We start from the raw sequence: 12,890 nt of genomic DNA on the forward strand, positions 1-12,890 counted from the left end.
GTGTGTACGGATTTGTAGTGGAGAAGACTGCAAAGAAGCCAGAAATCAAAGCGGCCGTTGAAAAAATGTTTGGTGTAAAAGTGGTGTCTGTAAGGACGATGCGGTATGCCGGTAAGAAAAAGACGCGCTATACCAAAACAAAAGTAGTATCCGGTTATACCAATGCTTTCAAAAAAGCTATTGTGCAAGTAGCCGATGGAGAAGTAATTGACTTTTACGGAGAAATTTAATTGAATCAGAATCATGGCAGTTAAAAAATTAAAGCCTGTAACTCCCGGTACCCGATTTAGAATGGCTCCGGCATTTGATGAGATTACCAAATCAAAGCCAGAGAAGTCATTGTTGGCTCCGTTGAAGAAATCAGGTGGTAGAAATAACACTGGAAAAATGACTGCCCGCTATTTGGGTGGTGGTCATAAGAGAAGACTTAGAATTGTAGATTTTAAGCGTAATAAATTTGGTGTTCCGGCTACTGTTAAGGCGATCGAATACGATCCAAACAGAACAGCCCGTTTGGCATTGCTTTACTATGTAGATGGTGCCAAGACATACATCATTGCCCCGGAAGGTTTGCAAGTAGGACAAACAGTGATTTCCGGTGAGAATGTAGCTCCTGAGGTAGGAAATAACCTTCCAATGAAAAACATTCCTTTAGGTACCATCATTCACAACGTGGAATTGAAGCCTGGTAAAGGTGGTGCTTTGGCAAGAAGTGCAGGCAGTTATGCCCAGTTGGTAGCCAGAGAAGGTAAGTATGTAACGATCAAACTTCCTTCAGGGGAAATGAGATTGGTACTTGCTGTATGTACTGCTACTATCGGAACAGTGTCTAATGCGGATCACATGAACGTGGTACTTGGTAAGGCTGGTAGAAAGCGTTGGTTAGGAAGAAGACCTAGAGTAAGAGGTGTGGCGATGAACCCTGTGGATCACCCAATGGGTGGTGGTGAAGGGCGTTCTTCAGGTGGACACCCAAGATCTAGGACTGGTTTGCTGGCCAAAGGTAAGAAGACCAGAAGTCCTAAAAAGTATTCAAATAAGTTTATCGTAAGTAAAAGATCTAAATAATTATGGCACGTTCATTAAAAAAAGGGCCTTATATAGCTCATCACTTGGCCAAAAAAGTAGATGCAATGAACGAATCCGGCAAAAAGTCTGTGATCAAGACTTGGTCAAGAAGATCTATGATCTCTCCGGATTTTGTAGGCCATACCTTTGCTGTGCATAACGGAAACAAGTTTATCCCGGTATTTGTAACAGATAATATGGTAGGTCACAAGCTTGGTGAATTTGCTCCTACAAGAAACTTTAGAGGTCACATTGCCAAAAAAGATAAAGGAAAGAGATAATCATGGAAGCAATAGCAAGACTAAATAATGTTCCTACATCGCCTCGAAAGATGCGTCTTGTAGCTGACCTGGTAAGGGGACAGAGAGTAGGTAACGCCTTGAGTATATTGAAATTTACACCGAATCACGGTGCTATTAAGCTGGAGAAACTTTTGTTGTCAGCCATCGCAAACTGGCAGGCAAAGAATCCAGATGCAAAACTTGAAGAAGCTGATCTTTACGTGAAGCTGATTCAGGTGGACGGTGGTCGAATGTTAAAGAGACTTAGACCTGCTCCCCAAGGTAGGGCCCACAGAATTCGTAAAAGATCAAATCATGTGACTCTGGTAGTGGATGCGTTCAATGCCGAGGTTACCGCTGATGAAGTAGAAACAAAAGAAAACGCTAATTAAGATTAGAATATGGGACAAAAAGTTAACCCTATTGGTCTTAGACTAGGTATCGTTAAGGGCTGGGATTCTAACTGGTATGGCGGCAGAGATTTTGCCGACAAACTATACGAAGATCAAAAGATCAGAAAATATGTATATGCCAGGATTCCTAAGGGAGGCATTGCAAAGATCATCATCGAAAGAACGCTTAAAAGAATCACCCTTACCATCCATACTGCCCGTCCAGGTGTAGTAATCGGTAAAGGTGGAGCGGAAGTAGATAAACTTAAAGAGGAGCTTAAAAAGCTTACCAGCAAGGATGTTCAGATCAACATTTTTGAAATCAAGCGTCCTGAATTGGATGCCAAGCTGGTAGGGGAGTCTATCGCTCAACAACTTCAGGCCAGGATCTCATTTAGAAGAGCAATGAAGCAATCCATTGCCGCTACGATGAGAGTAGGAGCTGAAGGTATCAAAATCAAACTTTCAGGACGTCTAGGTGGCGCTGAGATGGCAAGATCTGAAATGTATAAGGAAGGAAGAATTCCTCTTCATACACTAAGAGCAGACATCGATTATGCTATCTCTGAAGCTCAAACCGTCTATGGTATCATCGGTATCAAAGTATGGATTTTCAAAGGTGAAGTTTACGGTAAAAGAGATCTTTCTCCTAATGCTGGAATCGCCAACGAAAAATCAGGTGGAGCAGGTAGAAGAAACAGAAGAGAGGGCGGACCTAAGAGAAGAAAGAGAAATAACTAATTTTCACCCAATAAGTGAGAAATCATGTTACAGCCAAGAATAACTAAGTATAGAAAGATGCAAAAGGGACGCGTCAAAGGTATCGCGCAAAGGGGGCATACGCTCGCTTTCGGTAACTTTGGCATCAAGTCCCTAGAGGCAGGATGGATTACCTCCCGTCAAATAGAAGCAGCCCGTATTGCAATGACCAGAGCAATGAAAAGGGAAGGACAGGTTTGGATCAGGATTTTCCCTGACAAGCCGATTACTAAAAAGCCTGCTGAAGTTCGTATGGGTAAAGGTAAAGGTGCCCCTGAATATTGGGTAGCCGTGATCAAACCAGGAACCATCCTTTTCGAAGCTACAGGTGTAAGTATGGAATTGGCCCAGGAGGCACTTCGACTAGCACAGCAAAAGCTTCCAGTAAGTACAAAATTTGTAGTGCGTAGAGATTACGTAGGATAATAGTAACTATGAAAAACTCTGAAATCAAAGCACTCTCCGAGAGTGAAATCATTGAGCGTATTGCCGCTGAGCAAGAAAAACTTACCAAGTTAAAATTTGCCCATGCAATTTCTCCTATAGAGAATCCGAACAGAATTAGTGAGACAAGAAAGCTTATCGCAAGATTGAAGACTTTCTTGACCGCCAAACAACTAGCTAAATAAGAAGACAATGGCTACTGAGAGAAATCTACGTAAAGAAAGAATAGGAAAAGTAGTCAGCAACAAGATGGACAAGTCCATCACGGTAGCCGTAGAACGTAGGGTAAAGCACCCTATCTATGGTAAGTTTGTTGCTAAGACTACCAAATTTATGGTTCATGACGAGAATAACGAGTGTGGCAAAGGAGACCTCGTTAAAATCAGTGAAACTCGTCCGCTGAGTAAAAACAAGCGTTGGAGATTAGTAGAAATTTTAGAAAGAGCTAAATAATCATGATACAGTCAGAATCCAGATTAAGTGTAGCGGATAATTCAGGTGCGAAAGAAGTGCTTGTTATCCGGGTACTGGGAGGAACCGGTAAGCGATATGCATCTATCGGGGACAAAGTTGTCGTGACGGTTAAGTCGGCTCTTTCTTCCAGCAATATGAAAAAAGGTACCGTTTCTAAAGCGGTGATCGTAAGGACTAGAAAAGAAGTTAGAAGAAAAGATGGATCTTATATCCGCTTTGAAGATAACGCAGCTGTTCTTTTGAACAATAACGATGAGCCAAGAGGTACCCGTATCTTTGGTCCAGTAGCAAGAGAGCTGAGAGAGAAGCAATTTATGAAGATCGTATCTTTGGCACCAGAAGTATTGTAATCATGGAAAGAAAAAAGAATAAGCAACCAAAATTGCACATCAAAACCGGTGATACTGTAAAAGTATTGTCAGGAGATGATAAAGGTAAGTCTGGTAAAGTTCTTTCGGTAAACTTGGAAAAGAGAAGAGCTATCGTAGAAGGTCTTAACATGGTAACCAAACATGTAAAACCGACGGCTAATAATCCTCAGGGAGGTATCGAAAAGAAAGAAGCTGCCATTCACGTAAGTAAGCTGATGCTGATTGATCCTAAGACTGGTGAAGCTACCAGAACAGGACGTAAGGCAGGTGAAAATGGAAAATTAGTTAGATATTCTAAGAAAACCGGGGAGGTGATCAATGGCTAATCCTAGAGTAAAAGATAAGTATATTAAGGAAATCGCTCCTGCATTGAAGGAGAAGTTCCAATATAAATCAGCCATGCAGGTGCCTAAGTTGGTCAAAATCGTGATCAACAAAGGTATCGGTGCAGCTGTAGCAGATAAAAAATTGGTAGACCAGGGCGTAGAGGAGCTTTCTTTGATCACCGGTCAAAGAGCTGTAGCTACTAAAGCTAAGAACTCTATCTCCAACTTTAAATTGAGAGACGGAATGCCAATTGGTGCAAAAGTAACTTTGAGAGGAGAAAGGATGTTTGAATTCCTTGATCGTCTTACTACTGTAGCACTTCCACGAGTTAGGGACTTTAAAGGTATCAGTGACAAAGGCTTTGATGGCAGAGGTAACTACACTTTGGGTGTAACCGAGCAAATCATTTTCCCAGAAATCAGTATTGAAAAAGTGAACAGGATCTCCGGTATGGACATCACTTTTGTGACTACTGCAGAAACGGACGAAGAGAGCTATGCTTTGTTGAAAGCTTTCGGAATGCCTTTTGTAAACAAAAATAAAGAAGACTAATTATGGCAAGAGAGTCGATCAAAGCTCGTGAGAGAAAAAGAGAACGTCTGGTAGCTAAATATGCCAAAAAGAGAGAAGAACTGAAAGCAGCAGGTGACTATGAAGCACTGGACAAACTGCCTAAGAACGCCTCTCCGGTAAGGCTTCACAACAGATGTAAACTTACCGGCCGTCCTAAGGGTTATATGAGGAAGTTTGGTATCAACAGGGTGACCTTTAGAGAAATGGCCTCTGCAGGTAAGATTCCTGGTGTAACTAAAGCGAGCTGGTAAAAATCAGATAAAAGTTTTTATTTAACGAATCAATGTGTAACTTTGCACGCCCGAAAGAGCGTGCAGTTAGACTTATATTAATATGACTGATCCAATAGCTGATTATTTGACCAGGTTGAGAAATGCCATCAAGGCTTCTCACCGTATCGTTGAGATACCTGCTTCTAACATCAAGAAGGAGATTACGAAGGTGCTTCATGATAAAGGGTATATTCAGAACTATAAGTTTGAAGAGAACGGACCTCAGGGGACTATCAAGATAGCCCTGAAGTACAACCCTGTGACGAAGCAAAACGCCATCGTAAAGCTTTCTAGAATAAGTAAGCCAGGTTTAAGAAAATACGCGCCTAAGACTGAACTTCCTAGAGTGATCAACGGTCTGGGGATCGCGATCATCTCTACCTCTAAAGGGGTAATGACCGATAAAGAAGCCCGTGTAGAGGGTGTCGGTGGGGAAGTACTTTGTTACGTATATTAATCATACCGTTATGTCAAGAATAGGTAAAAAACCAATAAATCTACCAGCGGGTGTTACTGTAGACGTAACTGCGAGCAACGCGGTTACTGTTAAAGGTCCCAAAGGTACGCTGTCTCAGGATGTGAATCCCGACATTGCCGTTGCGGTGGAAGACAATCAAGTTGTTTTGACGCGACCTACCGAATCGAAGAGGCATAAGTCACTTCATGGCCTGTATCGTTCTTTGATCAACAACATGGTTGTTGGTGTTAGCGAAGGATATAAGAAAGAGTTGGAATTAGTGGGTGTAGGTTATAAGGCCTCTAACCAGGGACAAGTTTTGGAACTTTCTCTAGGTTACTCTCACAGCATCTTCTTTTCCCTTCCTGAAGAAATTAAAGTGAATGCCGAGACTCCTAAAGGGAAAAACCCTTTGGTTAGCCTTGAAGGTATCGATAAAGAATTGATCGGGCAAGTAGCCGCTAAAATCAAGTCTTTACGTAAGGTAGAACCTTACAAAGGAAAAGGTATCCGCTTTGTAGGTGAACAAGTTAGACGTAAGGCTGGTAAAACTGCCGCTAAAAAATAATTGAGAGATGGCTTTTAATAAGAATTCAAGAAGACTTAGGATCAGAAGGAGTATCCGGAAAAAGATTTCCGGTACGGCTGCAAGACCTCGTTTGTCCGTATTCAAAAGTAATACGGGTATATACGCTCAACTGATTGACGACCTTAAGGGTCACACGCTTGCGCAGGCTTCATCTAAGGAGCTTGGAGCGGTAAAGAATGCTAATGTATCTGTTTCTAAGGAAGTAGGGAAGAAGTTAGCAGAGCGTGCAGCAGCAGGCGGATTCACAGAAGTAGTTTTTGATAGAAGTGGCTACTTGTATCATGGTAATGTAAAAGCTCTCGCTGAAGGTGCGAGAGAAGGTGGCCTTAAATTTTAATCAATTATGTCCCAATTAAGAAAGAAACCCATTAGGGCAACAGATACAGAGCTTAAAGAAAAAGTAGTAGCTATCAACCGAGTAGCTAAAGTAGTGAAAGGTGGTAGAAGGTTCTCTTTTTCAGCTATTGTCGTTGTAGGTGATGGTAACGGTATTGTTGGTTTTGGCTTGGGTAAAGCTAATGAGGTTACCGATGCTATTACCAAAGGTATTGAGGATGCCAAGAAGAGCTTGGTTCAGGTGCCGATTTTGAAGGGAACTATCCCTCACGAAGCTATCGGTAAATTTGGTGGCGGTTTGGTACTTATCAAGCCAGCAGCAGCGGGTACCGGTGTAATCGCAGGTGGTGCGATGCGTGCTGTATTGGAGAGTGCCGGCATCACTGATGTATTGGCCAAATCCAAAGGGTCTTCTAACCCTCACAACGTGGTGAAAGCTACTATTGATGCATTGTCTCAATTGAGGGATGCTATTGCAGTTTCCCAGCAGCGTGGTGTTAAATTGTCTAAAGTATTTAACGGGTAAGAACATGGCGAAGGTAAAAGTAACTCAAGTAAGAAGCACCATCAGTAGACCAAAGGATCAAAAGGCGACAATCGTTGCTTTGGGACTTGGTAAAATCAATAAGTCTGTAGAAGTGGAAAACACTCCTCAGATTGCTGGAATGATAAGAAAAGTTAGTCACCTTGTAAAAGTAGAGGAAGCCTAATTATGAAATTACATACATTACAACCTGCTAAAGGTTCCGTTAAAAGCCGAAAGAGAATCGGACGAGGTACTGGTTCAGGACGAGGTGGTACATCCACTAGAGGTCATAAAGGTGCTCAATCAAGATCCGGCTACAGCCGTAAATTGGGTTTTGAAGGTGGTCAGATGCCACTTCAAAGAAGAGTTCCTAAGTTTGGCTTTAAGAGCTTGAACAGGATCGAATGCAAACCAATCAATTTAGATGTATTACAAACTATCGCTGAAAAGCTTAGTACAGATACAATTACGTTTGACACCTTGGTGGAAAATGGATTGGTTTCTAAAAAAGATGTTGTAAAAGTCCTAGGAAGAGGCGAACTTACGTCTAAATTAAACGTAAGTGCTCATTATTTCTCAGCTTCCGCTACTGAGGCAATCGAAAAGCTTGGCGGAACTGTTAACAAGATTTAACAAATGAAAAAATTTATCTCAACAGTTAAGAATATCTTTTCTATTGAAGATTTAAGAATCCGTATCTTGAATACAGTCGGTTTCCTGATTGTATTCAGATTGGGTTCTTTTATCGTGTTGCCAGGAGTAGATCCTAATCAACTATCTGGATCATCAGAGGGGATTTTCGGTTTGATTGACACCTTCTTAGGTGGAGCATTCAGTAATGCTTCTATCTTTGGATTAGGTATTATGCCTTATATTTCGGCATCTATTGTGTTGCAATTATTAACTGTTGGAGTACCTTATTTTCAAAAGCTTCAAAAAGAAGGCGAGTCTGGAAGGAAGCGTATCAATCAGATTACCAGAGTGCTGACCATCTTGATTACTTTGGCTCAGGGAGTAGGTTATATCACTGCTACCATTCCAAATGAAGCCATATTGGTGAGCAAGAGCTTGTTTATGTTCAGTTCTTTGGTGTTGCTGGCTGCTGGAACCATGTTCTGTATGTGGCTCGGTGAAAAGATCACTGAGAAAGGTATCGGAAACGGTATTTCCATGTTGATCATGATTGGTATTATCTCCAGCTTACCAGGGGCAATGATAGCGGAAACTGTATCGAAAGGTACATCCGGGATGCTTCTTCTTATTATTGAAGCTGCTGTACTCTTCTTTGTAGTGGTAGGAGTGGTAGCGCTCACAGAGGCTACGCGTAGAATTCCTGTTCAGTATGCAAAGCAAGTAGTTGGAGGTAAAGTCTATGGAGGCCAAAGGCAATATATTCCTATCAAAGTGAATGCTTCAGGGGTAATGCCGATTATCTTTGCACAGTCATTGATGTTTGTGCCTGCACTGATAGCTCAAATCTGGTCTCAGGAAAGTGATATAGCCAATTACATTGGTAGTACTTTCAGTAATCCTACCTCTTGGCAGTACAATTTGGTGTTTGCCATTATGATTATCTTATTCACGTTCTTTTACACTGCTATTACGGTTAATCCCGAGCAAATTGCAGAAGATATGAAAAGAAATGGGGGATTTGTGCCAGGTGTAAAACCAGGTGCGCCTACTGCTGACTTTATTGACAATATTATTTCTAGAATCACTTTGCCAGGATCTGTATTGCTTGCATTGGTGGCCATTATGCCGGCATTTGCAATGATAGCAGGAGTGGGGAACCAATTTGCCCAGTTTTATGGGGGAACCTCACTATTGATCATGGTGGGTGTGATCATGGATACTTTGCGTCAGATCGAGAGTTATCTTCTTATGAGACACTATGAAGGAATGATGAAAAGTGGCAACATGAGAAATAATCCTTCAAATTACGCTGTAGCATAATATGATACACTACAAGACTTCTGAAGAAGTCCAGTTGATAAAGGAAAGTGCTCAAATATTAGGTAAGGCTCACGGTGAAGTGGCCAAGCTTGTTAAGGAAGGGGTAACGACCTCTCAATTAGATAAAATAGCTGAAGAATTTATAAGGGATCACGGAGGTGTACCTTCTTTTAAAGGTTACAATGGTTTTCCCGCCTCACTTTGTATATCTGTGAACGAAGTAGTAGTTCACGGATTTCCAGGTGAATATGTTTTGAAAGATGGCGATATAATCTCAATAGATTGTGGAGTCTTTCACCAAGGTTTTCATAGCGATTCCGCTTATACTTACCCTGTCGGTGAAGTTTCCCCTAAAGTATTGTCATTGCTCAAAGCTACCAAGGAGTCATTGTACCTAGGTATTGAAAAGGCTGTTTTTGGAAATAGGATTGGAGATGTAGGAAATGCCATTCAAAAATTTGTGGAAGGCAAAGGTTACACTGTAGTCCGGGAGTTAGTGGGACATGGTGTAGGAAAGAGCCTACACGAATCCCCGGAAGTACCCAATTACGGCAAAAAAGGAAGTGGTCCTTTACTGAAAGAAGGCATGGTGTTGGCGATAGAGCCGATGGTGAATCTCGGAACGAGAAATGTGGTGCAGGAAAGGGACGGATGGACAATCCGGACTGCTGACCGCAAGCCATCAGCACATTTTGAACACACTGTTGCTATATTTGAAGACAGGACAGAAATACTGACAACACATCAATACATAGAGGAAAATTTTAAATTCTAAATATGGCTAAACAAGCATCCATTGAGCAAGATGGTACGATAATAGAAGCACTGTCAAATGCAATGTTTAAGGTGGAACTGGAGAATGGACATCAATTGATTGCTCATATTTCCGGTAAAATGAGAATGAATTACATCAAGATCTTACCAGGAGATAGGGTAAAGTTAGAAATGTCTCCTTACGATCTTTCAAAAGGTAGAATTGTATATAGGTATAAATAACATGTCATGAAAGTTAAGGCATCTATTAAAAAGAGAAGCGTGGACTGTAAAGTGATCAGAAGAAAAGGAAAGCTTTACGTCATCAACAAAAAGAATCCTAAGTTTAAACAAAGACAAGGTTAAAAATTATGGCAAGAATTGCAGGTGTTGACATTCCCGACAACAAGCGCGGTGAAATTGGCTTGACCTATATTTTTGGTATAGGTAGAAGTTCTGCTAGAGCGATCCTTACTAAAGCAGGAATATCGTTTGATAAAAAAGCCGGTGAGTGGACAGATGATGAATCCACAGCTATCAGGAACATTATTGCGGAAGAGTTCAAGACAGAAGGTGTTTTGAAATCTGAGGTGCAGTTGAACATCAAACGATTGATGGATATTGGTTGTTACAGAGGTCTTCGTCACAGAAAAGGACTTCCTGTAAGAGGTCAGAAGACTAAGAATAACGCTAGAACTAGAAAAGGTAAGAGAAAGACTGTTGCTAACAAGAAGAAGGCAACCAAATAAATCTTGATATAGATTATGGCTCAGAGAAGAAACGATAAAGCTAAAGGAAAAAAGAGAGTTGTTAAAGTAGAAGCGGTAGGCCAAGCGCATATCAAAGCTTCTTTTAACAACATCATCATTTCCATTACCAATAATTCAGGTCAAGTAATTTCATGGGCTTCTGCCGGTAAAATGGGATTCAGAGGTTCTAAGAAAAATACTCCTTACGCTGCACAAATGGCTGCTCAAAACTGTGGTCAGGTTGCTTATGACCTAGGTTTGAGAAAAATCGAGGTCTTTGTGAAAGGTCCGGGCGCTGGTAGAGAATCTGCTATCAGAACTTTGCAAAATGTAGGTCTTGATGTAACTACGATCATCGATGTGACTCCGCTTCCTCACAACGGATGCCGTCCTCCAAAACGTAGAAGAGTTTAATTTAACGAAGAAATAAGAATGGCTAGATATAGAGGTCCAAAAGCGAAAATTGCTAGAAAATTCGGTGAACCTATCGAAGGACAAAGCAAGGCACTTCAGAAGAAAAACTATCCTCCTGGTCAACACGGCAGAGGAAGAAGAAAGAAGCAGTCTGAATATGCTATTCAGTTAGCTGAAAAGCAAAAGGCTAAATACATCTACGGAGTACTTGAGAGACAATTCTCAAAGATGTTTAACATCGCTTCCAGAAAACAGGGGATTACTGGTGAAAACCTTCTTCAGCTGTTGGAAGCACGTCTTGACAACACCGTATACAGATTAGGGGTTTCTCCTACTCGTAGAGGGGCAAGACAGTTGGTTTCTCACAAGCATATTTTAGTAAATGGTGAGGTGGTAAACATTCCTTCTTACACATTGAAGCCTGGAGATGTTGTATCGGTACGAGAGAGATCAAAATCTCTTGAAGCGATCACTTCCAGTCTTGCGGGTAGAGGCGCAGGCCGCTACTCTTGGTTAGAGTGGGATAATTCTTCATTATCCGGTAAGTTTGTAAGTGTTCCTGTAAGAGAAGATATTCCTGAGAATATCAAGGAACAACTTATCGTTGAACTATACTCTAAGTAATAACTAAACTTTCTGACTTAAAAGAACTATTGATATGTCCATACTAGCATTTCAAATGCCCGAAAAAGTGGTGATGGAAAAAGCCGATGACTTCCACGGTTTGTTCACATTTAAGCCACTAGAAAAAGGATACGGGGTTACAATTGGTAATGCGCTGAGAAGAATCTTGCTCTCTTCCCTAGAGGGCTACGCCATCACCTCGGTGAAATTACCTGGTGTAGTTCATGAATTCTCTACCATCGAAGGAGTTGTGGAAGATGTTACTGATATTATTCTTAATCTAAAACAAGTTAGATTCAAGAAGATCCATGATTCTATCGACGGTAAGATCACTGTGGAAGTAAAAAACCAAGATGTTTTTACTGCTGGAGATATCGCTAAGTTCACCTCGTCATTTGAGGTTTTGAACCCTGACTTGGTTATCTGTCATTTGGATGATTCTAAGAGCTTTGAAATTGAGCTTACAGTGGAAAAAGGTAGAGGTTACCTTCCTGCTGAAGAATCCAAACCAAAAGAGCAGGTATTCGGAGTTATTCCAATAGACGCTATTTTCACTCCAATCAAGAACGTGAAATACAGCGTGGAGAACACCAGGGTGGAGCAAAAGACTGACTTTGAGAAATTGATCCTTGAGGTAAGTACAGACGGTTCCATACACCCTGAGAAGGCGCTACAGGAGTCTGCTAAAATCCTGATTCAGCACTTCATGTTGTTCTCTGACCAGACAATGGTTATAGATACTCCAGGTGGTGATTCACCTGAGCCGATAGATGAGGAATTCTTGCACATGCGTAAGTTACTCAAGACTCCGCTGAGCGATCTTGATCTGTCTGTCAGGGCGTTTAACTGCTTGAAAGCTGCCGATGTGAAAACATTGGGAGACTTAGCAAGATTGGAGATTTCTGACATGATGAAATTCAGAAACTTCGGTAAAAAATCCCTAGCTGAGCTGGAGCAATTGATTCAGGAGAAAGGATTGCAGTTCGGCATGGACATATCTAAGTATAAACTTGACGAAGAATAATAAACGATGAGACACGGTAAGAAATTTAATCACCTTGGCAGAAAGGCTTCTCATAGGAAGGCAATGCTTTCCAATATGGCTGCTTCTCTGATTCTTCACAAGCGTATTTCTACTACACTTGCCAAAGCCAAGGAATTAAGAAAATATGTAGAGCCTCTAGTGACTAGAGCAAAAGAAGATACTACTCATAATAGACGTATTGCCTTCTCATACCTTCAGGACAAAGAAGCCATCAAGGCTCTTTTCGGTGAAGTGGTAGAGAAAGTAGCTAGCAGACCGGGTGGATACACCCGTATCATCAAGACGGGCTTCCGTCTGGGTGATAATGCAGAGATGTGTATCATTGAGTTGGTAGACTTCAATGAGTTGATGTTGAAAGAAGCTAAGCCAGAGCAAAAGAAAACCAGAAGAAGCCGTCGAGGTACTGGTAAAGCTGCTCAAGCTGAAGAAACTGCTACTGAGGCAAAAGCCAAGGATGTGGAATCTAAAGCTTCAGAAGACAAG

General features: G+C 41.4%; 27 protein-coding genes. All 27 read left to right on the plus strand.

Going from position 1 to position 12,890, the window contains the following annotated elements:
* Positions 1-2: 2 nt before the first annotated feature.
* On the plus strand, positions 3-230 hold the full coding sequence (locus ACYVAA_RS06940) for a 50S ribosomal protein L23 (RefSeq protein WP_460539882.1): 228 nt from the start codon (positions 3-5) through the stop codon (positions 228-230).
* A gap of 13 nt (positions 231-243) precedes the next feature.
* On the plus strand, positions 244-1,068 hold the full coding sequence (gene rplB, locus ACYVAA_RS06945; RefSeq protein ID WP_460539884.1) for a large ribosomal subunit protein uL2: 825 nt from the start codon (positions 244-246) through the stop codon (positions 1,066-1,068).
* 2 nt (positions 1,069-1,070) lie between these two features.
* A complete protein-coding gene (gene rpsS / locus ACYVAA_RS06950; RefSeq protein WP_018475621.1) occupies positions 1,071-1,349 on the plus strand; it encodes a 30S ribosomal protein S19 in 279 nt (92 codons plus the stop codon).
* 2 nt (positions 1,350-1,351) lie between these two features.
* Entirely contained in the window at positions 1,352-1,741 is a 390-nt protein-coding gene (rplV, locus tag ACYVAA_RS06955; protein WP_460539886.1) for a large ribosomal subunit protein uL22, read from the plus strand.
* A 9-nt stretch (positions 1,742-1,750) separates the two neighbouring features.
* Positions 1,751-2,482, plus strand: coding sequence for a small ribosomal subunit protein uS3 (gene rpsC / locus ACYVAA_RS06960; protein ID WP_460539888.1), 732 nt, complete (start codon positions 1,751-1,753; stop codon positions 2,480-2,482).
* 24 nt (positions 2,483-2,506) lie between these two features.
* Positions 2,507-2,926: a large ribosomal subunit protein uL16 gene (gene rplP, locus ACYVAA_RS06965; RefSeq protein ID WP_460539890.1), complete on the plus strand. Its 420-nt coding sequence runs from the start codon at positions 2,507-2,509 to the stop codon at positions 2,924-2,926.
* Positions 2,927-2,934: 8 nt separating this feature from the next.
* A complete protein-coding gene (gene rpmC / locus ACYVAA_RS06970; protein ID WP_460539892.1) occupies positions 2,935-3,129 on the plus strand; it encodes a large ribosomal subunit protein uL29 in 195 nt (64 codons plus the stop codon).
* A 7-nt stretch (positions 3,130-3,136) separates the two neighbouring features.
* Positions 3,137-3,397 carry a small ribosomal subunit protein uS17 gene (gene rpsQ / locus ACYVAA_RS06975; protein WP_460539894.1) on the plus strand — a complete coding sequence of 87 codons (261 nt, stop codon included), beginning with the start codon at positions 3,137-3,139 and terminating at the stop codon, positions 3,395-3,397.
* Between the two features lie 2 nt (positions 3,398-3,399).
* On the plus strand, positions 3,400-3,768 hold the full coding sequence (rplN, locus tag ACYVAA_RS06980) for a 50S ribosomal protein L14 (protein ID WP_015264107.1): 369 nt from the start codon (positions 3,400-3,402) through the stop codon (positions 3,766-3,768).
* A 2-nt stretch (positions 3,769-3,770) separates the two neighbouring features.
* Positions 3,771-4,115 carry a 50S ribosomal protein L24 gene (gene rplX / locus ACYVAA_RS06985; RefSeq protein WP_460539897.1) on the plus strand — a complete coding sequence of 115 codons (345 nt, stop codon included), beginning with the start codon at positions 3,771-3,773 and terminating at the stop codon, positions 4,113-4,115.
* Positions 4,108-4,668: a large ribosomal subunit protein uL5 gene (rplE, locus tag ACYVAA_RS06990; RefSeq protein WP_460539900.1), complete on the plus strand. Its 561-nt coding sequence runs from the start codon at positions 4,108-4,110 to the stop codon at positions 4,666-4,668. The genes rplX and rplE overlap by 8 nt, the downstream gene beginning before the upstream one ends.
* A 2-nt stretch (positions 4,669-4,670) precedes the next feature.
* On the plus strand, positions 4,671-4,940 hold the full coding sequence (gene rpsN / locus ACYVAA_RS06995; protein ID WP_460539902.1) for an uS14 family ribosomal protein: 270 nt from the start codon (positions 4,671-4,673) through the stop codon (positions 4,938-4,940).
* Positions 4,941-5,022: 82 nt separating this feature from the next.
* Positions 5,023-5,418 carry a 30S ribosomal protein S8 gene (gene rpsH, locus ACYVAA_RS07000; protein WP_460539904.1) on the plus strand — a complete coding sequence of 132 codons (396 nt, stop codon included), beginning with the start codon at positions 5,023-5,025 and terminating at the stop codon, positions 5,416-5,418.
* A gap of 10 nt (positions 5,419-5,428) precedes the next feature.
* Positions 5,429-5,986 carry a 50S ribosomal protein L6 gene (rplF, locus tag ACYVAA_RS07005; protein ID WP_460539906.1) on the plus strand — a complete coding sequence of 186 codons (558 nt, stop codon included), beginning with the start codon at positions 5,429-5,431 and terminating at the stop codon, positions 5,984-5,986.
* Between the two features lie 7 nt (positions 5,987-5,993).
* A complete protein-coding gene (gene rplR, locus ACYVAA_RS07010; RefSeq protein ID WP_460539908.1) occupies positions 5,994-6,344 on the plus strand; it encodes a 50S ribosomal protein L18 in 351 nt (116 codons plus the stop codon).
* 6 nt (positions 6,345-6,350) lie between these two features.
* Positions 6,351-6,869 (plus strand): 30S ribosomal protein S5, encoded by a 519-nt coding sequence (gene rpsE, locus ACYVAA_RS07015; RefSeq protein WP_460539910.1) that lies wholly within the window; start codon positions 6,351-6,353, stop codon positions 6,867-6,869.
* Positions 6,870-6,873: 4 nt separating this feature from the next.
* Positions 6,874-7,053: a 50S ribosomal protein L30 gene (rpmD, locus tag ACYVAA_RS07020; protein WP_015264099.1), complete on the plus strand. Its 180-nt coding sequence runs from the start codon at positions 6,874-6,876 to the stop codon at positions 7,051-7,053.
* A gap of 2 nt (positions 7,054-7,055) precedes the next feature.
* Positions 7,056-7,502 carry a large ribosomal subunit protein uL15 gene (gene rplO, locus ACYVAA_RS07025; protein WP_460539913.1) on the plus strand — a complete coding sequence of 149 codons (447 nt, stop codon included), beginning with the start codon at positions 7,056-7,058 and terminating at the stop codon, positions 7,500-7,502.
* Positions 7,503-7,505: 3 nt separating this feature from the next.
* Positions 7,506-8,822 (plus strand): preprotein translocase subunit SecY, encoded by a 1,317-nt coding sequence (gene secY / locus ACYVAA_RS07030; protein WP_460539915.1) that lies wholly within the window; start codon positions 7,506-7,508, stop codon positions 8,820-8,822.
* A gap of 1 nt (position 8,823) precedes the next feature.
* On the plus strand, positions 8,824-9,597 hold the full coding sequence (map, locus tag ACYVAA_RS07035) for a type I methionyl aminopeptidase (RefSeq protein WP_460539917.1): 774 nt from the start codon (positions 8,824-8,826) through the stop codon (positions 9,595-9,597).
* Between the two features lie 2 nt (positions 9,598-9,599).
* Complete coding sequence (gene infA, locus ACYVAA_RS07040) at positions 9,600-9,818, plus strand: translation initiation factor IF-1 (RefSeq protein ID WP_186754549.1); 219 nt, start codon at positions 9,600-9,602, stop codon at positions 9,816-9,818.
* Positions 9,819-9,824: 6 nt separating this feature from the next.
* Positions 9,825-9,941 (plus strand): 50S ribosomal protein L36, encoded by a 117-nt coding sequence (gene rpmJ, locus ACYVAA_RS07045; protein ID WP_009034194.1) that lies wholly within the window; start codon positions 9,825-9,827, stop codon positions 9,939-9,941.
* Positions 9,942-9,946: 5 nt separating this feature from the next.
* Positions 9,947-10,324: a 30S ribosomal protein S13 gene (gene rpsM, locus ACYVAA_RS07050; protein WP_460539920.1), complete on the plus strand. Its 378-nt coding sequence runs from the start codon at positions 9,947-9,949 to the stop codon at positions 10,322-10,324.
* Between the two features lie 15 nt (positions 10,325-10,339).
* The gene (rpsK, locus tag ACYVAA_RS07055; protein ID WP_460539922.1) at positions 10,340-10,738 is read left to right on the plus strand and encodes a small ribosomal subunit protein uS11; all 399 of its coding nucleotides are present in this window, start codon (positions 10,340-10,342) and stop codon (positions 10,736-10,738) included.
* An 18-nt stretch (positions 10,739-10,756) separates the two neighbouring features.
* A complete protein-coding gene (gene rpsD / locus ACYVAA_RS07060) occupies positions 10,757-11,362 on the plus strand; it encodes a 30S ribosomal protein S4 (protein WP_460539924.1) in 606 nt (201 codons plus the stop codon).
* Positions 11,363-11,396: 34 nt separating this feature from the next.
* Positions 11,397-12,386, plus strand: coding sequence for a DNA-directed RNA polymerase subunit alpha (locus tag ACYVAA_RS07065; protein WP_186754564.1), 990 nt, complete (start codon positions 11,397-11,399; stop codon positions 12,384-12,386).
* Between the two features lie 6 nt (positions 12,387-12,392).
* Positions 12,393-12,890 (plus strand): 50S ribosomal protein L17 (gene rplQ, locus ACYVAA_RS07070; protein ID WP_460539926.1); only part of this gene is annotated, 498 nt, incomplete at its 3' end.

This window comes from Echinicola sediminis (assembly GCF_054777495.1).